We start from the raw sequence: 20,082 nt of genomic DNA, 5'->3' as shown, positions 1-20,082 counted from the left end.
CGCCAGGGATGAGCCCGCCCCGCGTGCGCCACGACGCAGGATCCCCGCGCATCTGCGCGCTGCGTCGCGGCCGCTCGAGGCGCCACATACGCTGAGCGCATGAGCACCCACATCGCCGCCGCCCCCGGCCAGATCGCCCCCGTCGTCCTGTTCCCCGGGGATCCGCTGCGCGCGAAGTGGATCGCGGAGAACTTCCTCGACGACGCGGAGCTGTACTCCGAGGTGCGCGGGATGCTCGGCTTCACGGGCACCTGGCGGGGGCACCGCGTGTCGGTGCAGGGCTCGGGCATGGGGCAGCCGTCGATGTCCATCTACGCGAACGAGCTGTTCCGCGAGTACGACGTGCAGACGATCGTGCGGGTGGGATCCTGCGGCGCGCTCACGGAGAAGGTGGGGATGCGCGACATCATCATCGCGAACGGCGCGTGCACCGACTCCGGGATCAACCGGATCCGCTTCCACGGCCAGGACTACGCCCCGGTCGCCGACTTCAGCCTGCTGCGCCGCGCCGTCGAGGCGAGCGAGCGGATGGATCTGGAGCACGCCGTGCACGTGGGCCTGCTGTTCTCCGGCGACCAGTTCTACAACACGCGCCCGGAGCTGACGGACCCGCTGGTGCAGCACGGCGCTCTCGCCGTCGAGATGGAGACCAGCGCGCTCTACACGCTCGCCGCCTTCTTCGGCCGGCGTGCGCTGAGCATCTGCACGGTGTCCGATCACCTGGTCACGCACGAGGAGACGACCTCCCTGGAGCGCGAGCAGAGCTTCGGCGACATGGTGCGCATCGCGCTCGAGGCCGCGACCGCCGCCTGACCCGGCGTGGCCGCGCCCGCACCGGGCGGTGGGATGATCGACACATCATGTCTGCGCGCCTCGATCCGTCCGTCGTCCGCCCGGCCGCGGGGGATCCGGATCCCGACGCGGTCTATCTCGCGTTCGTGGAATGGGTCGAGCAGAGCGGGATCACGCTCTATCCCGCGCAGGACGAGGCGGTCATCGAGATCGTGTCGGGGCAGAACCTGATCCTCAGCACCCCGACCGGGACGGGCAAGTCGCTGGTCGCCGTGGCGGCCCACTTCGCGGCCCTCGCCGACGGACGGCGCACCTATTACACGGCCCCGATCAAGGCCCTCGTGAGCGAGAAGTTCTTCAGTCTCGTCGAGGTGTTCGGTGCGGAGAACGTGGGCATGGTCACGGGCGACTCCGCCGTGAACGCGGATGCGCCGATCGTCTGCTGCACGGCGGAGATCCTGGCGAACCTGGCGCTGCGCGAGGGGCCGGACGCCGAGGTCGGCCAGGTGGTCATGGACGAGTTCCACTTCTACGGGGACCCGGATCGCGGCTGGGCGTGGCAGGTTCCGCTGCTCACCCTGCCTCAGGCGCAGTTCGTGCTCATGTCTGCGACCCTCGGCGACGTCACCGCACTGGCCGCAGACCTCACCCGGCGCACCGGCCGGGGCACCGCGGTCGTCACCGGGGTCGAGCGCCCGGTGCCGCTGCACTTCTTCTACGAGACCACGCCGATCCACGAGACGATCGAGGATCTGCTGCAGACCGACCGCGCGCCCGTCTACATCGTGCACTTCTCCCAGGCGGCGGCCATGGAGCGCGCCCAGGCCCTCGCGAGCGCGAAAGTCGCCACGCGCGAGCAGCGTGACGAGATCGCCGAGCTCATCGGCGGCTTCCGCTTCACGACCTCCTTCGGCAAGACGCTGGCACGGCTGCTGCGGATGGGCATCGGGGTGCATCACGCCGGCATGCTGCCGAAGTACCGCCGTCTCGTCGAGCAGCTCGCGCAGCGGGGTCTGCTGCGCGTGATCTGCGGCACCGACACCCTCGGCGTCGGCATCAACGTGCCGATCCGCACCGTGCTGCTGACGGCTCTGACGAAGTTCGACGGCACGCGGATGCGCCAGCTCAACGCCCGGGAGTTCCATCAGATCGCCGGGCGGGCGGGCCGCGCGGGATTCGACACCGCGGGCACGGTCGTCGCACAGGCGCCGGAGCACGAGACGGAGAACCTCGCCGCGATCCGCAAGGCGGGAGACGACCCGAAGAAGAAGCGCAAGATCATCCGCAAGAAGGCCCCCGACGGATTCGTCTCCTGGGGTGAGCCCTCCTTCCAGAAGCTCATCGCCGCCGAGCCCGAGACGCTGACCTCGCACATGCAGATCACGAGCGCGATGATGCTCAACGTGATCGGGCGGGGCGGCGACGTCTTCGCGAATATGCGCGCCTTGGTATATGACAACCACGAGCCGCGCGCCCGGCAGCGGATCCTGGCATTGCGGGCGCTGGGGATCTACCGGACCTTGCGGGAGTCCGGGATCGTCGAGCGAGCCCCTGACGGCACGGTCCGGCTCACGGTGGACCTGCAGCCGAACTTCGCGCTGAACCAGCCGCTGTCGCCGTTCGCGCTGGCGGCGTTCGAGCTGCTGGATCCGGATCCTTCGTCGGGCACGGGGAGCGGCGCCTACGCCCTGGACATGCTGTCGATCGTGGAGGCGACGCTGGACGACCCGCGGGCCGTGCTCAGCCAGCAGGAGTTCCTCGCACGCGGCGAGGCCGTGGCGGCCATGAAGCGCGAGGGCATGGACTACGAGGAGCGCATGGAGGCGCTCGAGGAGATCACGTATCCGAAGCCGCTCGACGAGCTGCTGACCGCCGCGTTCGAGACCTTCGGGGCCGCGCAGCCGTGGATCCGCGACTTCGAGCTGCATCCGAAATCCGTGGTGCGCGACATGTACGAACGGGCCATGTCGTTCGGGGAGTACGTCGCCCTCTACAAGATCGCCCGGTCGGAGGGCGTGGTGCTGCGCTACCTCTCCGACGCCTATCGGGCGGCGTCGCAGACCATCCCGGAGCACCTGAAGACCGAAGAGCTACGCGACCTCATAGAGTGGCTCGGCGAGCTCGTCCGCCAGGTCGACTCCTCCCTGCTCGACGAGTGGGAGGAACTCGTCTCCGGGCACCCCGTCGCCCACGACGACGAGCCCGTGGTGCCCCCCGCGCCCCAGCGCCTCACCACGAACGTCCGGGCGTTCCGCATCCTGGTGCGCAACGAGCTGTTCCGGCGCGTGCAGCTCGCCGCCCGCGAGGATCTCGACGCCCTCGCCGCGCTCGATCCCGAGTTCGGCGCCGAGGGCTGGGACGCGGCTCTGGACGCGTACTTCGCCGAGCACGACGAGATCCGCACCGGCCCCGACGCCCGCAGTGCGGCGCTGCTCGTCATCGACGAGACCGGCGGCCCCGACCAGGAGCGGCCGGCGCGGGCGTGGTCGGTGCAGCAGATCCTCGACGATCCGGCGGGCGACCACGATTGGCGGATCACCGCGACGGTCGATCTCGACGCCTCCGACGAGGCGGGGGAAGCGGTCGTCGTCGTGAAGGCTGTGGACCGCCTGTAGAACCGGTGCCGGTGTCGGCGACCCGGCGTAGGGTCGAAGACACCCAGCGATCGGAGGCCCGCCAATGACCATTCACGAACGCGAACCAGCATCGGCACGGCCCCTGCTGCATCAGGGGATCATCCCGTCCTACCTTCTGGCGAAGCTGGCGGAGTCGGAGCGCTACACGCAGGCGGCGGAGGCGGCGCGGCAGACGCTGATCGCGCCGACGCCCGCGGCCCATCGGTCCCAGCTCCGTCTGTCGATCGACGAGAACGGATCCCTCGTCGCGACGGTCGAAGCCGCGCCGAACCGCACCATCAGCGACGCGCACGGCACCGAGAGCCTTCCCGGCACGGTCGTGCGCACCGAGGACGAGCCGACCGTCGCCGATGTCGCCGTCAACCAGGCCTTCGACGGGCTGGGGGCGACCTTCCAGCTGCTGCTCGACGCGTTCCAGCGCAACTCCGTCGACGGCAAGGGCCTCGCGCTCGACGCGACGGTGCACTACGGATCCGGATACGACAACGCCTTCTGGAACGGCGAGCGGATGGTGTTCGGCGACGGCGACGGCCAGGTGTTCCAGGGCTTCACCGCCTCGACCACGGTGATCGGGCACGAACTCGGACACGGCGTGGTCCAGTACACCGCCGGTCTGGAGTACCAGGGGCAGCCCGGCGCGCTGAACGAGTCGATCGCCGACGTGTTCGGGGCGCTCACCGAGCAGCATCTCCTCGACCAGACGGCCGACGAGGCGACCTGGCTGATCGGCGCGGGCATCTTCACACCGGCCGTGCACGGCAAGGCGCTCCGGTCGATGCTCCATCCGGGCACCGCCTATGACGACCCCGAGCTCGGCAAGGATCCGCAGCCGGCCGACATGAGCGGCTACGTGACCGCCACCGACGACAACGGCGGGGTGCACATCAACTCGGGCATCCCCAACAGGGCGTTCGCGCTCTTCGCGGTGGAGCTCGGGGGCAACGCCTGGGAGACAGCGGGCTCCGTCTGGTACCGCGCGCTGTCGGGCGGCCTGCCGGCGTCGTCGACGTTCGCGCAGTTCGCCCGCGCGACCATCGCGGAGGCCGACAAGGTCAGCCGAGCGACAGGCGATGCGGCGCGCATGGCCTGGGCGTCGGTGGGAGTGATCAAGGCGACGGGCGATGGGCGCTCCGCCGGCTGACCCGCCTGTCGGGATCCCGTCCGACGCCGATGACGACGACGGCGTCGCGATCCGTGTCGCGCGCAGCGGAGGCATCGCGGGGATGACGCGGCGGTGGAGCGTGCAGCCCGCCGGCGACGACAGGGAGCAGTGGCTGCTGCTCGTCGACCGCTGCCCGTGGGATGAGAAGCCGCCGTCCGGCTCCGGCGCCGATCGCTTCGTATGGCGCATCGAAGCCCGCGTCCGCCGTGTGCGGCGCGAGCAGGTGATCCCGGAGGAGCATCTCTCCGGCCCCTGGCGTGAGCTCGTCGACGCCGTGCGCGCCGCCGACGGCGGAGGCGCCGCTCCGTCATAAGGGCTTCGTGCCGCCGGACGTCATCCGCGCACGCCGGTCTCGGACCGGCCGGTTCCGCCGCGGCTCGTGCTCGTCGACGTCGGCCCGAGCGGTCTCGCGCCGGAGGTGCTGCCGGGACCTTGCCACGGCCACTCCGACTGCTTGACCCTCTGGCGGTCTCTTCTCTCGAGGCGCTGTGCCCGGGCGTTCCTGCGCACCTCGGACGGACTCATCCCCGTCGTCGCCGTGACGGCTCGCCTCATCGAGCGCAGGCTGGAGAATCCGGCCGACGTCGAGATGGACTCCAGCCCGACGGACCGCAGACGGGGATCCCGAAGCGCCTCCAACGCCAGGCTCGTGCGCTGGAAGCGGATCTCCTCCGCGATGGTGCGCGCATGCCCTTCGAAGAGATGGTGCATGTGTCCGAGTGAGTAGTTCAGACGAGCGGCGATCGCCGACGGCGTGGTCTCGACGAGGTTCGCCGTCTCGCGTATCGCGGCCAGGGCCCGCGCAAGCGAGCCGTCCGGCGGGTGGTCGTCGGGTTCGCCTGCCGCTCCGCCGCGCTTCACCAGCGAGTTGAACATGTACGAGGCGATGTCGTCGGCGGCCGCGACGGTCTCCGGATCCTGCTCCCGGGCGTGAAGGTCCGCCGACTTCGTCAGCGATTCGAGGAAGGCCACATACGCGTCGCCGAGAGGCGAGACGTAGGCAAGGACATCGGCGCCCCCTCCCGGCCCGGCGGCCACCGGCTTGTCAGCGAGGCTCGCCATGAGGAAGATCCCTCGAAAGCCGTCGTCGAACTCATAGGTCACCCGGTGATCGGCGGGAATGTTCGGCTCGACGTGGATGACGTCGCCGACGCCGGCATCCACGTGCCGGCTCTCGTCGGAATATCTCATCGCGCCGGCGGTCACGATGCACAGGACGTTCGGATAGGAATCGCGCATCGCCCCGCCGCTCAAGCGCACGGCCAGCGCGTCGGTCGCCATCTCGACGATCGCGACTTTCGGCATGATCAAGGCGCTCACCGAGAGCGTCGAGCGATCCGGTGCGCGCAGCAGCTCGGCGGCACCGAAGGCATGGCGGAGCGAGTCGGCGCCCAGCCTGCGCTCCGGCACGGCGAGCAGGGCTCGATGGGTGAATGGCACAACGACATCCTTCGTGCGGGCATTGCGGCGTCTCCCTCGTCTGGATATCGAGATAACGCACTGTCCGGCATGCCGGACGCAATGACCCACATATCAATATGTTTACGAATTCCGGGAAAATGCGCGGAGTAGCATCGGCTGGGCCACACCTCGGAATGCATTTCGAATCGCACTCTCTGTGCAATTCACGCTCCGGGTGGGATCCAATCATCGAGAATGCGCGTCGCGCTTTCCGTCCTTTTCATGACGGGGGAGAGAAATGAACAACGAGATCAACGGAAATGTCGGAGGCGCTGCGTTTCCGATCAAGAGGAGGACGATCGTCAAGGGGGTGGGCTGGTCGATCCCGGTGATCGCGGCGTCCGCGGCCATGCCGCTTGCCTCCGCATCGGGAATCACCACCCTCTCCTTCACGGCGGCCGTCTACGCCGCGAGCGCGTGCGGAACCATGACCGCGACGATCCAGGCGATGAACGGCGCCTCCCCCTCCGCCAACGCCGCGGTGACGGTGTCGCTGCCCGACGGCCTGATGTGGCCCGACGGGACCACGGGGCCGAAGAGCTTCACGACGAACTCCGCCGGTCAGGTGAGCCTGGCCCTGAAGGCGCCCGCGAACAACGGCACGTACGCGATCATCGCCGCGGCGGGCGCGACCACGGCCACCGCGAGCGTCACCGTGACGGGAAGCACGACGACCACCTACGTGTGGCAGAACTACAACAACACCACGAGCGATCGCAGCACCACCTACGCGAACATTCCAGCCTCGGCGACGCCCCTCGGCAACAACTTCTTCCTGGCCGACGGCGCCGTCTGGTGGGGGAACAGCACCAACAAGGGCGGCAAGATCGTCGCATCCGGCGTCACCCAGGCCGTCGCCTTCCACTCCGACAGCAACGGCCACGACGCCGACTGGGTGACGATGCTGGTCAACGGCACGTGGACCAGCTTCTACGGCACCACGGGATCCAACGGCACCTACGCGACCTACCCCGCGGTGCCCGCGACGGCGACGGCGCTCCAGAACTTCTACTTCCTGGACGGGACCACCCTCTACTACGGCAACACCCCTGTGCTGTCGAACGTGACCGATGCCTTCGGTTCGTACGGCGGCAATGCCGACTACGTGGACGTGCTGATCAACGGCGTCTGGTACACGTACAACAACCAGAACGGCTTCACCAATCCTCTCTACACGAACTCCGTGGTGCCGGCCGGCGCGACCCCTCTGGGCAACCAGTACTTCCTCGACGCGGGAAACCTGTATTTCCGCAATGCGCTCGTGACCACCGGAGTCACGCAGGCCGTTGCGTTCCGCAGCCCGAACAACAACTACGCCGACGCCCTCGTCAACGGCGTCTGGAAGAGCTACCGGGACGGCAGCCTCAGCGAGACCTACGCGACGGTTCCGGCGGGGGCGACCCCGTTGAAGAACCACTACTTCCTCAGCAACGGGACCTTGTCGTACAAGAACACCGTCGTCGCGTCCGGAGTCACCTCTGCCCAGGGGTACTACGGCGGCGACCAGGGTTCGCATGCCGACTTCGTCAACTTCAACCAGACCGGCACCTGCTGAGGAGTCGGATAAGCCGCACGCGCTCAGCGCCTCCATGACGCGAAGGCCTTCCTCCGACCGAGGGAGGCCTTCGCGGCGCGTGATGCCCGGGTCACATCCCGGGGATCTCGAGCAGCTCCAGCGTCTCGATCGTGCCGCCCCAGGCGAGGTGCGGGTGGCCGTCGAAGATCGCTGTGAGCGCTTCGAGCGACTCCGCCTGGACGATGGAGTATCCACCGATGAAGGAGGTGGCGCCCGGGTCGGCGCCGTCGACGGTCTGCGTCGGCGAGCCGAGGTCGACGATCGCGTCGCCCGCTCGCTGCGCCCACTCCATCCAGGCCTTCATGCTCTCGGCACCTGCCTCAGGATCCGCGTTCTGCATCTGGTCTGCGGCCGAGACATTCGACCGGTAGAGCACCAGGTATCTGCTCATGTGATGTTTCCCCAACTCAGTCCGTGCCGGCATGAGTCAATCTGTCCCAGCCGGCGACCATTCTGTCCCCGTCGGGGATCGTGGGGCATGAACCTATGAACAGGCTTAGCGGGGTTGTCCCTCAGAGGCGGGTTCGCCGTCGACCGCGCCCGCTTCGGGCGGGAGGGGGATCGCGACGCTCGTCGCCGAGGTCGTCGCGCCGAGGCCGATGCCGAACGGATCCGCCGCCGGCTCGGGCAGCAGGTCGTCGTCGCGGTCGAGGGGCTCTCCGGGCAGCGCGGCCCACGCGCTCGGCTCCTGCGGCTTCTGCGTGAACATGCCCATGGCTCCATTGTGCGCCCGTGCGCGGCCGACCGGACCGATCGAGGCGTCGGCTCCCTCGAGCCCGGCCCGGTGCGGTCAGCCCCGCAGGAGCGTGGCCCGCGCCGAGACCCGCGGAAGGTCGGGCACCAGCACGGCGAGCACGCGCACGAACGTCGTCATCCAGACCAGCCCCAGCCCCACGGCGATCGCCTCGAGCCCGGTGGACGAGTACAGCCGGACGGGCCAGTGCAGCACGACGGCCGCGACCAGCAGCACACCGAGTCCGATGGTCGCGATCGCGAGCGCACGGGGTCGTCCGGGCAGCGCGGCCGCGGAGGTCGCCGCGGCCGCCGCGAACAGCAGGAGCGTGCCGACCGCGGCGATCCAGTGCACGACCCGGCTGAGCTCGATCGGCACGAGACCGACGACGGCGAGGGCCAGTCCGGTCGCCGCCCACAGTGCGACGACCACGGCGATCCCGCGGAGGGCGGCGTCGCCGCGCAGCCGGTGCAGGTCGCGGCCGATGTAGGAGCCCACCGTCGCGAACAGCAGCCCCGCGACCACGAGGGTGCCGTTGAACGCCCAGCCACCGGTGCCGAGCCCGAGCTGGGAGAAGTTCTGCTGCCACCACAGCGGGTCCGCCGCGGTGGCCATCGCGAACAGGGTGCCGATGGCCAGGAAGCCGAACAGCAGGGCGGACAGGTCCCGCGTGCGGATCCCGATCCCCGCCGTGTAGGCGAAGCGGCCCCCCAGCGCGGCGGCGGCTCCCGCGATGAGTCCCCCGCCGAGCGACGGCGCCGTGAAGTCGTGCAGCCCGGCGCCGAACACGAGTCCCGCCAGCAGCACTCCGAGCGCGGTCACGGCGGCGAACACGATCGTAAGCGCGACCGCGGAGACGTGCGAGACGGCGCTCTGCCACGGCGGCATCGGGGCGGTCTCGCCGCGCCGGTGCTGCAGCGTGCTGGTGACGAACGCGGCCGCGGCGATCACGGCAGCGATCGCCGCGACGGGCTGGCTCAGAGAGCCGGGTCCGGTCAGGGGACGCGGCGGTCCCTGCAGCACGATGAAGCCCGCGATCGCGCCTGCGGCGAAGCAGAGCGCGGTCGCCCAGACCGTGCGGGTCTCGGCGCGCAGGCGTTCGGCGGTGTCCATGCCGTCATCGAACCACGCGCCGCGGACGTCGCCGACGCGCCGGTCCGCGGAGACCGGATCCGACCCGCGTCGCCGTCTCAGCGGGGGCCGGGCCCGCCGTACAGCTCGCCGCGCACCGGCCAGCGGCCGTTGTGCTGCCGGAACTCGTTCGCCCGCAGGAGGGGCGACAGGTCGTACAGATTCGGGGTGAGGCGCAGTCGCGCGCCGGACGCCGCGCGCACGGTGAGCCGCAGCCGACCGCCGGAGGCGTGCACCGAGAAGTCGGTGATGTCCGCATACGCGATCACGCCCTCCCTGCCCCAGACGGTGCGGAAGGCGACCTCGTCCGCACGCGGCTCGACGTAGAAGTTGCGGTACATCACGAGGAACCACGCGCCGCCCAGCGCGATCACGACCGATGCGACCCGCAAGGGCCAGAGCATACCGTCGGCATTCTGCGCGGTGAACGATGCGAGCGCCATCAGCCCGCCCATGGCGACGAGGAGCACGCCGACGAAGAGCACGAGCATCGGCATGCGCTGCCGCACCGGGCCGACCGATCGGCGCCCGCGCATCCTCGACACGGCCGCCGCCACGAGGATGAGCACGGCGAGCACGAGGAGGATCTTCACCACGAAGGCGGACATCCTCCGACCGTACCGCGTCCCGGGACTTCGGCCGGCGCGGGGTGGTGGCTGCGGCCCGCGGCCCGGCGTCGCCCCGGCGTCGAACCCGGCCGTCGGCCCCCGGTCTCGGTCCCCGGCCGTGCACGACGCAGGAGATCCCGGTCGGAATCCGCCCCGGAGGGCGATATCGACCGGGATCTTCTGCGTTGTGTTTCTCAGACCGGGATGAGTCGGATCCAGGGGGATCAGACCCGGGTGGGTCAGACCAGGACGAGGTCCTCCATGCGGGCGTAGGAAGCCTCCATGCCGTCGATCATGCCCGTGGCGAGGATCATGTCGCGCGTCGCGGCGTCCGGATACTCGACGAGCAGCGTGATCAGCGTCGCGCCGTCCTCCTCATAGAGCGAGACGTCGTTCAGCGTGGTCGGGCCGTCGGTTCCCTGCATCCGCTCGGTGGTCACCATCCGGCGCGGGGCCTCCACGAGCAGCGCCTCGCCCTCGAACCCGAAGGCCTGCCCGGCGGTGTCGCCGACCGGCGCCCACGCGTTGCGGTAGGTCTGGCCGGGCTCGGTCGCGATCACGCACTCCGTCATCTCCCAGCCGTCCGGACCGAGCAGCCACTTCCTCATCAGCTCCGGGTCGTTGTGCGCACGCCACACCAGGTCCCGCGGGCCGCCGACCAGCCGGGTGATCCGCACATGCGTGTCGTCGAGCACCTCGAGGCGGGTGCCCTTGCCCTGGGCGTAGTCGCGCAGATCCTGCAGCACCGCGTCGAGCTGGCTCATCGCGGCCTTCGTGCCCTCGATCACGCCCATCGCGACGACCTGCTCGAGCGCCTCGACCGAGTCGAAGTGGCTTGTCCCGGTCATTCGGGTGCCCTCCGCGGTCGGCGAGAACTCGAGGCGCATCCGCATCGCCGGGAAGCCCTCGACGGGCTGACCGTCGTCGTCGACGAAGGAGTCCAGCACCTCGAACATCGTCGGCGCCTCGATGCGGGTGAACTCCCACCGCCCGGACGACTTCTCCCCGCGAGGACCGATCAGGCGGTACTGCGCGAAGCCGCCCACCGTGTGGTCGAACTCGGTGAACGTGGCGGGCCATCCCGGAGGGCCCCAGAAGCGCTCGAGCTGGCGCGGGTCCGCGTACGCGGCCCATACGCGCTCCACCGGCGCGGCGAAGTCCGCGAGGATCGTCAGCGTCAGATTCTCGGGATCGGTGATCACATCGGTGACGGGCATGTCACTCTCCTTCTGTGTGAGTCAGGGGGTCGAGGATCCGCGCGGAGCGGATCCGGAGTCGGGGGCGTCTTCGGCGAGCAGGTCGTCGAGGCGGGAGATCCGGGAGCGCCAGAGGTCCTCGTAGCGGGACAGCAGGGCGCGAGCGCGGGCGATCATCTCGGGATTCGCGCGGACGAGCCGCTCGCGTCCTTCGGCGCGCTTGATGATGAGCTCGGCCGCCTCGAGGACGGCCACATGCTTCTGCACCGCCGCGAACGACATGTCGTAGTCGCGGGCGAGCTCGGAGACGGACTGCTCCTGGGCGATCGTGCGGCGCAGGATGTCGCGCCGCGTGCTCGCCGCCAGGGCCTGGAACACTCGGTCGATCTGTTCATCGCTCAGTTCATTTCTTACAACCATTTGGTTGTAGATTACGGCGGCCGGATCCCCGTGTCAAGAGTGCCGTCGCACTTGCGACCTCAGGATCCGACCAGCACCCGGACGAAGAAGAACGAGCCGATGACGAACAGGGCCATGGCGCCCAGCGCGCTGACGAGCACGACCCGGCTGGTGCGCTCGACCGGATACGACTCGCGTGGATCGGCGGGGTTGACGCACACCGTCAGCCGCTCGGACTCGGGGAGCGGTCGCCCGGCGCTCCACACGGTCTTCCCCGTGAAGCTCTGGCCGTCGGCGGCTGTGTACCGATAGACGCTGAGGTACGACGGCAGCTGCGAGATCTCGCCCGGCTCGCTCAGACCCGGCACCTCCTGGTGACCGACGACGACGGCCGGCACGTGCGGCCAGTGGCGCATCCCGCGCTCGCGGTATCGGATCCTGCTCAGCTGGAACACCGAGACGGCGATCATCAGGAGGACGAATCCACCCCAGACGCTCCACACGACGATTTGGATCGTGGTCATGGTCGTACCTCTCGAGGACGCGGTTCGTCGGCATGCCGACGGGACCGTCGTCACGCGAGCTCTGCGGACCGATCCTAACCAGGACCGAGCCGGTCACCTTGATTCGATTCCTCCGCCCGCCGCGCACAGTTCTCGCCTCGACAACGCCAGTAGCCTGGGCCCGAGCAGACAGGAGTCCACAGTGGCGGCGGAGTCGAACGTGCGAGCCGAAGGGCGCGGCAGGAGCGTCGTGCAGTCGCGCGCGATCGAGAAGCGCGAGCAGCTCCTCCTCGGCGCCGCCGCCGTGTTCGACGAGGTCGGATACTCGGCTGCCACCCTGTCCCTGATCGAGCAGCGCTCCGGCGTCTCCCGCGGCGCGATGTACTTCCAGTTCACCACCAAGCGCGAGATCGCGGATGCGGTCATCGACGAGCAGCACCGCGCCTCGTCCCGTCTGACCGAAGCGGCCGCCGCGACCGGCGCCGGACCGATCGAGCAGCTGGTGATGATGAGCCATGGGCTGGCCCGTCAGATCCTCGACGATCCTCTGGTGCGCGGCGGGATCCGGCTCACGATGGAGCTCGCGTTCGACGACAGCCCCGTCCATCCGTACCTCGGCTGGATCACCGTGATGGCCGACCTGCTGCGGCAGGGCCAGTCCGAGGGCGTCATCGACGCGGAGGTGGACGCGGACGCCGCCGCCCGCGTGCTGGTCGCCTCCTACACCGGCACGCAGGTCGTGTCGCATGTGCTGGAGGCGCGCAAGGATCTGCCCCGCCGCGTCGACGACCTGCTGCGGATCTTCCTGACCGGGATCATGACGCCCCGCGGACGCGACGAGCGGGAGCGCATCCTCGGAGCGCGCGCCTGACCCGATCGTCGACGAATCGGTGGGGAACGGGCGGCGAGGCGCCTATCCTGGCCGCATGACCGAGAACCCGGATCCGCACGTCGTCGCCGAGGCACTGCTGCCGACGCCGTTCACGGCCGCCGAGATCCGCGACGCACTGCGCACCGGAGCCGTCATCCGTGTGCGGACCGAGGCGCCCGACGGCACCACGACCGAGCGGATCAGCCGATACTCCGCCGGCGACGACGACGGGGCGCTGCTGGAGAGCCATCCGGCCGACGCGCCCGAGGCGGCGAAGGGCGCGCGCGTCACCTGGCGGGAGCTGCAGGCCCATGCCGCCTTCCCGGCCGACCGCACGACCGTGGCCACCGAGGTCATCGAGCACCCGCTCGGCCGGCTCGAATGCCGACGCTACGACGTCGCAGACGAGGACGGCGGGTCGGTGTTCTGGTTCGCGCTCGCGCACCCGGGCATGCCGGTGCGATACGAGACGACGGATGCGACCGGCACCACTCGGACGACGGTGTTCGCGATCCTGACGGACTGACGCCCGGCCGACGACGACCTGCCCGCCATCTCCGCGAGCGGCGGCACTGGTCGCCGCTCGGACCGGTCAGGCTTCCGAAGAGCCCAGCACCGCGTCGAGCAGTCCGGGGAACCTCGCCTCGAGGTCGTCGCGGCGGAGCGTGAGGATGCGCCGGCGGCCGTTCGGCTCGTTGCGGATCACGCCCGCCTCGCGCAGCACCTTCATGAAGTGCGACTTGGTCGACTTCGGCAGGTTCGGATCCGTCGCGTGGCACGCCGCCATGTCGAGCGGACCGTCGACGAGCTGACGGGCGATCGAGAGGCGCTCGGGATCGCTCAGCGCGAAGAGCACCGCGGTGAGCTCGATCTCGGAGCGTTCCGGATGCGGAAGATCGACGGCGCCTGGCATGGTTCGATAATACTTGAACATTCATCGGTGGGCGAGTAATGTGCACAACGTTCGACAATTCTCGAACGGATGAGGAGACGCCATGACCACCCAGCCGATCGCGACGCCTCGGATCGGGGAGTCCGCCGCGCTGCCCGCGCGCTCCGCGCGCACGCGGTTCGGGTTCGTCCTCGCGATCGTCGCGCAGATCCTGATGATGGCGGGGGCGAGCGCACCCTCGCCCTTCTACCCCGTGCTCGCCCAGCGCCTCGGATTCGATGCGATCGTCATCACGGTGGTCTTCGCCGTGTACGCCGCCGCACTGCTGCTCACGCTGCTCGCGGCCGGGTCGCTCTCCGATCACGTCGGACGACGGCCCGTCATCGTCGCAGGACTCGTGGTGCTCGCCGTCAGCATGATCCTGTTCGGGAACGCAGGATCCGTGCTGCTGCTCGTGCTCGCCCGGATCCTGCAGGGCATAGCGAGCGGCCTGCTGATCGCCGCCCTCTCGGCGACCGTCCTGGACCTCGCGCCGCCGGCCCGCCCCGGAACGGCGGCGCTCTGGAACGCGCTCAGCCCCGGGATCGGCCTCGCCTCCGGAGCCCTCGTCTCCGCCCTCGCGCTCGACGCGACCGCCGACGCGCTCCCCGACGTGTTCGACCCGCTCACCGCGGCGTACCTCGTGATCGCGGGGCTGGTGCTCATCGCGCCCGAGACCGCGCCGCTGCTGCCCGGAGCCTGGGCGTCGCTGCGCTTCCGCCTCTCGGTGCCCGCCGAGATCAGGTCGGAGTTCTGGCGGGCCGCTCCCGCAGTCATCGCCGGCTGGGCGACAGGAGGGCTGTTCCTCTCCCTCGGCGCGAGCATCGTCCACGGCGAGCTCGGCGGCACCGCGCACCTGTGGCAGGGGCTGGCCGTCGCGCTGCTGGCGGGCGTCGGGGCGGTCACGGCTTTCGCGATCCGGCGGCGCACGGCCCGCACGATCGTGATCTTCGGCACCGCGGCGCTCGCCACCGGCACCGCGCTGTCGCTGATCGCGCTGGGGCTCGGATCCCTGCCCGCCTACCTGGTGGCCGCCGCCGTGACGGGCATGGGCTTCGGCACCGCGTTCTTCGGCGTGGTCGGATCCCTCGCCCCGCGGATCCCGGCCACCCAGCGCGCCGACGCCTTCGCCGTGCTGTACCTGCTCGCGTATCTCGCCTTCGGGGTGCCGGCCGTGATCGCCGGCGTGCTGGTCGCACCGGTGGGGCTCGGCACGGTCTGCGTCGGCTACGGCGTCATCGTTATCGCGCTGTCGCTGCTCGCGCTCGTCCTGCGCGTGCGCCGCCCCGCCTGACCCGCGGCTGCCGCGACGGCGCTCGCGCCGGGCGACGTGCGCGCGGCTGCCGCGACGGCGCTCGCGCCGGGCGACGTGCGCCTCGCACGACGGTCTCGCCGGGGCGGCACCGCGCGCTGATCGGCACGGCGCGTCACCCACCGTTCACTCGGCCGCAACCCTTCGTCCGCCTCGGCTGACCAGGCTCGGGGGAGACTCCCGTCCCCCGTCCTCTGGAGACCCCGTGCCCCTGCTCCGCTCGCGTCGCACGCTCGCCGTCGCGCTCGCCTCATTCCTCACCCTCGGCGGATCCGTGCTCGCCGCCGCACCCGCCTCCGCCGCCGACGCGCCGACCGACGTGAAGGACGCGTCGTGCGCGGTCGGCGACACCCGCGACCTCTGCGCGCCCGTCGGCGAGCTGCTCGACGTGCGCATCGGCGACGTGCACCCGACGCAGCCCTCGCTGGGCTACGACGAGGTCTACTACAAGCTCGGCCGCTACGACGCCGAGCTGTCGAAGGACGCGATCAACAAGAAGTTCGCCGACTGGTGCGAGGCCAACGGCCAGCAGGACGTCGCGAGCGCACAGCCGGACGCGACGCTGACGGATCCGTCCACCTTCACGTGCACGGTGCCCGTCGGCGGGGAGACCGCCGCCACGATCGAGCCCATGAAGACGGTCGTCATCGGTCCCCACGGAGTGCTCTACCTCACGGACGGACACCACACGCTCACGTCCTTCCAGGAGAACAGCGGCCCCGACGTGCGCGTGCGGCTGCGTGTGCTGGGCAACCTGTCCGGGCTGTCCGACGCGGACTTCTGGAACGCGATGCAGGCGAACAAGTGGACCTGGCTGCGCGACGTGAACGGCGACGCGATCACCCCCGCCCAGCTGCCGTCGAACGTCGGGCTCTCGAACTTCGAGGACGACCGCTTCCGCAGCATCCTCTACTTCGCCCGCGACATCGGCTACTCGGCCGACGGCGCCGTGCCGTTCCAGGAGTTCTACTGGGGGACGTGGCTGCGTACCCGGGCCGACATCCCCGTCGCCGGCTGGAACCAGGACGACTGGGCCGGATCCCTGGCCCTCGTGAAGCAGCTCACCCAGGCGCAGGTCGCGCTCGGCGCGAGCACCGTCGTCGACCCGCAGTCGGGCTACACCGCGGGCGACCTCAGCGTGCTGAGCGCCTGGAACGACGGCAAGGCGGAGGGCAAGGGCGAGTGGGCGAAACTGGCCAAGCCCTACACCGACGCGAAGCCGGGCAAGCTCGCGTACATGACCGAGTACCGGCTGCGCCACGTGACGCCCGCGCCCACGGCGCCGTCCGCTCCCGCCGCGCCCTCCGCTGTCGTCGGCGGCGCCTCGTCCGCCGGGTCGCACGTGACGCTCAGCTGGACGGCCCCCGCCGACGGCGGATCCCCGATCACCGGCTACACGGTGTCCCTCGGCGCCGGGCTGACGGCGGACGTCGATGCGCGCAGCACGTCGTTCACGTTCGACGGCGTCGCCCCCGGCTCGTACTCGGCGACCGTCACGGCGCACAACGCGATCGGATCCACGGCGTCCGCCGCCACGCCGGTCGCGGTGGCCGACCCGGCCGCGGTGCAGGGCGCGGTGGCGATCTCGGGCGACCTGCGTCCGGGAGGCACGGTCACCGTCTCGGCGACCGGACTCGCGTCCGACGTCGCGGGCTTCGCGGTCGAGGTGCACTCGGATCCGGTGTCGCTCGGCACGGGATCCACCGACGCCGCCGGCGCCTTCACGCTGCAGGCCGCCCTGCCCGCCTCGCTCCCCGCGGGCGCCCACACGGTGACCGTCTCGTTCGGCGGCACCACGGTCGCCTCCGCGTCGTTCACGGTCGTCCCGGCGAGCGCCGGGAACGGCGGCGGCTCCACGCCGGGCTCCGGATCCGGCGGCTCGGCAGGATCCGGATCCGCTTCCGCGGGTTCTCTCGCGACCACCGGATCCGAGGCGCCGATCGGGCTCGGCATCGCCGGCGTCGTCGTGATCGCCGCGGGTGTGCTGCTCCTGGCCCGCCGCCGCGCCGACCTCGACGCGGACTGACGCCGCACCCGAGGAAGGGCGCACGACCGCGATCCGGTCGTGCGCCCTTCCTCGTCGCGCCGCGGGCTCCCGGTCAGCGCGGCCCGCGCCGGAACAGGCCCGCGAAGAGGGTGTGCAGCAGCGGCAGCACCGAGACGCTCATCAGGACGACGCCGAGCGGAGGGTTTGCGGTCAGCACGAGCGCGCCGCCGATGAGCAGCGCGGCGAACAGCAGCGCCGAGACGCCGCGGCGGATGAGGCCGTCGATGCGGTCGAGGCGGCGCTCGATGCGCGAGGTGTCGAACGTGACGGATCCCTCGTCGACGCGCGTGATGATGTCGTCGATCCGCTTCGGCAGCCGCCACAGCGTCGCCGCGTTCGCGACCGCCTGACCGGCGAGATCCTGCACGATGTTGCCGCTCTCGTCGGCCAGCAGCCGGGTGGCGTACGGCTCGATCGACTCCCAGATGTTGAACTGCGGATCCAGCCCGCTGCACATTCCCGAGGTGAGCGACACCGCCCGGATCAGCAGGAGGAGCCCCTCGGGCAGCTGCACCGGAAGCGAGCGCATGGTGTCGCCGAACTCCTCGGCGAACCCCTGGAACTCGCGAGGATCCACGTCGCGCAGCTCGGCGAACCCCATGCCCCCGAACCGGGCGAACAGGGCGGTGAGCGCCCGCTCCAGCTCGCGGTTCTCGGCCGACGGCATGAGCACGCCGATCTCCTGGGCTGCGGCGACCATGCCCTTGCCGTCGCGGGAGGCGGCCGCGATGAACAGGGTCCGCAGCCCGTGCCGGATGCCCTCGGGCACCTCCGCCATCATCCCGAAGTCGATGAAGGTCAGCCGCCAGCGGCGCCCGGCCGTTGAGCGAGCGGAGCGAGACGAAACGCCGTCTTCCGCAGGATCTGCACTCTCCGGGACCTGGTCCTCGTGCGGCGTGACGAAGATGTTGCCGGGATGCGGATCCGCATGCACGAAGCCGTGTGTGAAGACCTGGTCGAACATGACCTCGGCGAACACGTGGGCCACGTCGGCCGGATCGATGCCGGCCGCGCGGAGGGCGTCCACGTCGTTGATCTTGATCGCGGTGACATCCGAGAGCGTGAGCACACGGCGCGTGGTGCGCTCCCAGGCGACCAGCGGGGCGTCGACCCGCGGGTCGTCTCGGAACGCCTCCGCGAAGCGCTCGGCGGCCGACGCCTCGTGGATGTAGTCGATCTCCTCGAGGCTCGTCTGGGCGAACTCCTCGACGAGCGCGGGCGCGTTGACGCGATCGGCGACGAACCGGATCCGGCGCAGCCACCCGGCGACGCGGCGCAGTGCGGCGAGGTCCGTGGCGACGACCTGGTCGATCCCCGGCCGCTGCACCTTGACGACGACCTCGGAGAACCCGGTGTCGGCCGCATCCTGCGCGGAGAGCCGGGCACGGTGCGCCTGTCCCAGCGAGGCGGCGGCGAGCGGCACCTCGTCGAACGACGCGAAGGCGCGCGCGAGCGGCACGCCCAGCTCCGCTTCGGCGAGCGCGCGGATCTGGTCGATCGGCACCGCGGGCACCTCGTCCTGCAGGCCCGCGAGCTCCGTGGTGATCTCGGGCGGCAGGACGTCGAGCCGTGACGACAGGAACTGGCCGACTTTGATCATCAGACCGCCCAGCTCGACGGCGAGCACGTGGAACCGCTGCGCGAGGGTGCGCATCCGCCGCTCGCGGCTGCTCTCGGCGACCCGCGCCAGGCCGATCCGCGGCAGCGCGATCTCGAACCACCACGTCTGCGCGAGCACACGCGCGGCGAAGGCGAGGATGCGCCGATAGCGGGCGCGCAGCGGAGCACTCTGCCCCTCTGCCCCGGCGGTGCGCGGCGAGGGCGACGGACTCCGATCAACGACCATCACGATGTGCCTCCGGTCCCATCTTCGTGCCCTGGGCCGCCCTGGACATCCCCCTCGCGACCGCCGCGCCGGGAGAGGAGATCGCCCCGGGGATCGAGGCGGCCTCCCCCACCGCAGTCGGGACCGGGAGCTCGGTGCGCGCTGCGGTTCCTCCCGCCATCAGTCGGCGAGGATCGCGTACAGCCTGCGGCGGGCCTCGTCGAGCACTTCGATCGCCTGCTGCACCTGCTCCGGGGTGCCCGTGCGCGCGACCTGCGCCGCCGCACCCGCGAGGTCCACCCCGGCCTTGGGCAGCGCCCCGAACGCGGCAGCACCGGCGCGCGCACCGGATCCCTCCCATGGCGGCGTGCCGGCCTCATCGGCGACCGCGCGGCCCGCCTCGGTCAGCGAGTAGGTCTTGCGGCCACCCTGCTCGGCAGCCTCGATCAGGCCCTCGTCGGCGAGCAGCTGCAGGGTCGGGTACACCGATCCGGCGCTCGGCTTCCACGAGCCGCCGCTGCGCTCCTCGATCTCCTGGATGATCTGGTAGCCGTGCATGGGCTGCTCGGCGAGCAGCGCGAGCACGGCGGCGCGCACGTCGCCGCGGGCCATGCGCGGAGCCTGCGGCCGCTGGTCGAAGACCGAGCGCAGGTGCTCCATCGCCTCCCAGAGCCCCGCCGTCGGGTTCATGCCGGGCCGTCCGCCGAAGCCACGGCCACCGCCCGGTCCGAACCCCGGTCCTCCGAAACCACGAGATGCATAGTTGTTGTCCATGACGACCTCCTCAGGTCTGCCCCTTGTCGAGCGATAGTTAACGATATGTCGCTATGTATCGGAAGGGAAGAGAGGATCCGGATCCGCATCCGAGGCGATTCTCACCGACCGTAGAATTTCGGCCC

20 protein-coding genes are annotated in these 20,082 nt (G+C 70.5%); 9 read left to right on the top strand and 11 right to left on the bottom strand.

The window, feature by feature from the left end; translation table 11 throughout:
• Positions 1-99: 99 nt before the first annotated feature.
• From deoD to NFX31_RS01210, 4 genes are all read left to right on the top strand, one after another.
• Positions 100-813, top strand: coding sequence for a purine-nucleoside phosphorylase (gene deoD / locus NFX31_RS01225; protein ID WP_045251063.1), 714 nt, complete (start codon positions 100-102; stop codon positions 811-813).
• 47 nt (positions 814-860) lie between these two features.
• A complete protein-coding gene (locus NFX31_RS01220; protein WP_262956515.1) occupies positions 861-3,407 on the top strand; it encodes a DEAD/DEAH box helicase in 2,547 nt (848 codons plus the stop codon).
• A 64-nt stretch (positions 3,408-3,471) separates the two neighbouring features.
• Positions 3,472-4,569: a M4 family metallopeptidase gene (locus NFX31_RS01215; protein WP_262956514.1), complete on the top strand. Its 1,098-nt coding sequence runs from the start codon at positions 3,472-3,474 to the stop codon at positions 4,567-4,569.
• Complete coding sequence (locus NFX31_RS01210; RefSeq protein ID WP_258955343.1) at positions 4,550-4,903, top strand: protealysin inhibitor emfourin; 354 nt, start codon at positions 4,550-4,552, stop codon at positions 4,901-4,903. Before NFX31_RS01215 ends, NFX31_RS01210 begins: the two co-directional genes overlap by 20 nt.
• A gap of 20 nt (positions 4,904-4,923) precedes the next feature.
• Here NFX31_RS01210 and NFX31_RS01205 read toward each other — a convergent pair whose 3' ends face one another.
• On the bottom strand, positions 4,924-6,030 hold the full coding sequence (locus NFX31_RS01205) for a helix-turn-helix domain-containing protein (RefSeq protein ID WP_262956513.1): 1,107 nt from the start codon (positions 6,028-6,030) through the stop codon (positions 4,924-4,926).
• 259 nt (positions 6,031-6,289) lie between these two features.
• Here NFX31_RS01205 and NFX31_RS01200 point away from each other — a divergent pair, with 259 nt between their 5' ends.
• Complete coding sequence (locus NFX31_RS01200; RefSeq protein WP_262956512.1) at positions 6,290-7,606, top strand: hypothetical protein; 1,317 nt, start codon at positions 6,290-6,292, stop codon at positions 7,604-7,606.
• 91 nt (positions 7,607-7,697) lie between these two features.
• On the opposite strand, the gene NFX31_RS01195 is transcribed toward NFX31_RS01200, so the two are convergent.
• The 7 genes from NFX31_RS01195 to NFX31_RS01165 all read right to left on the bottom strand — a co-directional run bounded on the left by NFX31_RS01195 (position 7,698) and on the right by NFX31_RS01165 (position 12,218).
• Positions 7,698-8,018: a YciI family protein gene (locus NFX31_RS01195; protein ID WP_262956511.1), complete on the bottom strand. Its 321-nt coding sequence runs from the start codon at positions 8,016-8,018 to the stop codon at positions 7,698-7,700.
• A 105-nt stretch (positions 8,019-8,123) separates the two neighbouring features.
• The gene (locus NFX31_RS01190) at positions 8,124-8,342 is read right to left on the bottom strand and encodes a hypothetical protein (protein ID WP_045251069.1); all 219 of its coding nucleotides are present in this window, start codon (positions 8,340-8,342) and stop codon (positions 8,124-8,126) included.
• A gap of 75 nt (positions 8,343-8,417) precedes the next feature.
• On the bottom strand, positions 8,418-9,473 hold the full coding sequence (locus tag NFX31_RS01185) for a DUF998 domain-containing protein (RefSeq protein ID WP_262956510.1): 1,056 nt from the start codon (positions 9,471-9,473) through the stop codon (positions 8,418-8,420).
• Between the two features lie 77 nt (positions 9,474-9,550).
• Positions 9,551-10,099 (bottom strand): hypothetical protein, encoded by a 549-nt coding sequence (locus tag NFX31_RS01180; RefSeq protein WP_052674355.1) that lies wholly within the window; start codon positions 10,097-10,099, stop codon positions 9,551-9,553.
• Between the two features lie 239 nt (positions 10,100-10,338).
• A complete protein-coding gene (locus tag NFX31_RS01175) occupies positions 10,339-11,316 on the bottom strand; it encodes an SRPBCC family protein (RefSeq protein WP_091477763.1) in 978 nt (325 codons plus the stop codon).
• A gap of 21 nt (positions 11,317-11,337) precedes the next feature.
• A complete protein-coding gene (locus tag NFX31_RS01170) occupies positions 11,338-11,715 on the bottom strand; it encodes an ArsR/SmtB family transcription factor (protein WP_045251071.1) in 378 nt (125 codons plus the stop codon).
• Between the two features lie 59 nt (positions 11,716-11,774).
• Entirely contained in the window at positions 11,775-12,218 is a 444-nt protein-coding gene (locus NFX31_RS01165; RefSeq protein ID WP_045251072.1) for a DUF3592 domain-containing protein, read from the bottom strand.
• A 181-nt stretch (positions 12,219-12,399) separates the two neighbouring features.
• Between NFX31_RS01165 and NFX31_RS01160 the strand changes: the two genes are divergently transcribed.
• Together NFX31_RS01160 and NFX31_RS01155 are read left to right on the top strand one after the other, a co-directional pair.
• On the top strand, positions 12,400-13,068 hold the full coding sequence (locus tag NFX31_RS01160) for a ScbR family autoregulator-binding transcription factor (protein WP_262956509.1): 669 nt from the start codon (positions 12,400-12,402) through the stop codon (positions 13,066-13,068).
• A 55-nt stretch (positions 13,069-13,123) separates the two neighbouring features.
• Complete coding sequence (locus tag NFX31_RS01155) at positions 13,124-13,594, top strand: hypothetical protein (RefSeq protein ID WP_262956508.1); 471 nt, start codon at positions 13,124-13,126, stop codon at positions 13,592-13,594.
• Positions 13,595-13,660: 66 nt separating this feature from the next.
• Here NFX31_RS01155 and NFX31_RS01150 read toward each other — a convergent pair whose 3' ends face one another.
• The gene (locus tag NFX31_RS01150; protein ID WP_091477766.1) at positions 13,661-13,981 is read right to left on the bottom strand and encodes an ArsR/SmtB family transcription factor; all 321 of its coding nucleotides are present in this window, start codon (positions 13,979-13,981) and stop codon (positions 13,661-13,663) included.
• A gap of 82 nt (positions 13,982-14,063) precedes the next feature.
• On the opposite strand from NFX31_RS01150, the gene NFX31_RS01145 reads away from it, so the two are divergent.
• Positions 14,064-15,293 carry an MFS transporter gene (locus tag NFX31_RS01145; protein WP_045251075.1) on the top strand — a complete coding sequence of 410 codons (1,230 nt, stop codon included), beginning with the start codon at positions 14,064-14,066 and terminating at the stop codon, positions 15,291-15,293.
• A 223-nt stretch (positions 15,294-15,516) separates the two neighbouring features.
• Entirely contained in the window at positions 15,517-17,337 is a 1,821-nt protein-coding gene (locus tag NFX31_RS01140) for a ParB-like protein (protein WP_262956507.1), read from the top strand.
• A gap of 73 nt (positions 17,338-17,410) precedes the next feature.
• Here the strand turns inward: NFX31_RS01140 and NFX31_RS01135 are convergent, their stop codons facing one another.
• Both NFX31_RS01135 and NFX31_RS01130 read right to left on the bottom strand, forming a co-directional pair.
• Entirely contained in the window at positions 17,411-19,204 is a 1,794-nt protein-coding gene (locus NFX31_RS01135) for an ABC1 kinase family protein (RefSeq protein ID WP_091477767.1), read from the bottom strand.
• Positions 19,205-19,363: 159 nt separating this feature from the next.
• On the bottom strand, positions 19,364-19,957 hold the full coding sequence (locus NFX31_RS01130; protein WP_045251077.1) for a PadR family transcriptional regulator: 594 nt from the start codon (positions 19,955-19,957) through the stop codon (positions 19,364-19,366).
• Between the last annotated feature and the right edge of the window lie 125 nt (positions 19,958-20,082).

The sequence above is a fragment of the Microbacterium azadirachtae genome (genome assembly GCF_025583665.1).
Lineage (GTDB): Bacteria > Actinomycetota > Actinomycetes > Actinomycetales > Microbacteriaceae > Microbacterium > Microbacterium azadirachtae.
The sequence above is the reverse complement of the archived record's forward strand: the minus strand, read 5'-3'. Positions and strand labels throughout refer to the sequence as shown.

Coding starts and splice junctions, on each gene's coding strand:
- deoD (WP_045251063.1), top strand. CDS start 100: ATGAGCACCCACATCGCCGCCGCCCCCGGCCAGATCGCCCCCGTCGTC.
- NFX31_RS01220 (WP_262956515.1), top strand. CDS start 861: ATGTCTGCGCGCCTCGATCCGTCCGTCGTCCGCCCGGCCGCGGGGGAT.
- NFX31_RS01215 (WP_262956514.1), top strand. CDS start 3,472: ATGACCATTCACGAACGCGAACCAGCATCGGCACGGCCCCTGCTGCAT.
- NFX31_RS01210 (WP_258955343.1), top strand. CDS start 4,550: ATGGGCGCTCCGCCGGCTGACCCGCCTGTCGGGATCCCGTCCGACGCC.
- NFX31_RS01200 (WP_262956512.1), top strand. CDS start 6,290: ATGAACAACGAGATCAACGGAAATGTCGGAGGCGCTGCGTTTCCGATC.
- NFX31_RS01195 (WP_262956511.1), bottom strand. CDS start 8,018: ATGAGCAGATACCTGGTGCTCTACCGGTCGAATGTCTCGGCCGCAGAC.
- NFX31_RS01190 (WP_045251069.1), bottom strand. CDS start 8,342: ATGGGCATGTTCACGCAGAAGCCGCAGGAGCCGAGCGCGTGGGCCGCG.
- NFX31_RS01185 (WP_262956510.1), bottom strand. CDS start 9,473: ATGGACACCGCCGAACGCCTGCGCGCCGAGACCCGCACGGTCTGGGCG.
- NFX31_RS01180 (WP_052674355.1), bottom strand. CDS start 10,099: ATGTCCGCCTTCGTGGTGAAGATCCTCCTCGTGCTCGCCGTGCTCATC.
- NFX31_RS01175 (WP_091477763.1), bottom strand. CDS start 11,316: ATGCCCGTCACCGATGTGATCACCGATCCCGAGAATCTGACGCTGACG.
- NFX31_RS01170 (WP_045251071.1), bottom strand. CDS start 11,715: ATGGTTGTAAGAAATGAACTGAGCGATGAACAGATCGACCGAGTGTTC.
- NFX31_RS01165 (WP_045251072.1), bottom strand. CDS start 12,218: ATGACCACGATCCAAATCGTCGTGTGGAGCGTCTGGGGTGGATTCGTC.
- NFX31_RS01155 (WP_262956508.1), top strand. CDS start 13,124: ATGACCGAGAACCCGGATCCGCACGTCGTCGCCGAGGCACTGCTGCCG.
- NFX31_RS01150 (WP_091477766.1), bottom strand. CDS start 13,981: ATGCCAGGCGCCGTCGATCTTCCGCATCCGGAACGCTCCGAGATCGAG.
- NFX31_RS01145 (WP_045251075.1), top strand. CDS start 14,064: ATGACCACCCAGCCGATCGCGACGCCTCGGATCGGGGAGTCCGCCGCG.
- NFX31_RS01135 (WP_091477767.1), bottom strand. CDS start 19,204: ATGGTCGTTGATCGGAGTCCGTCGCCCTCGCCGCGCACCGCCGGGGCA.
- NFX31_RS01130 (WP_045251077.1), bottom strand. CDS start 19,957: ATGGACAACAACTATGCATCTCGTGGTTTCGGAGGACCGGGGTTCGGA.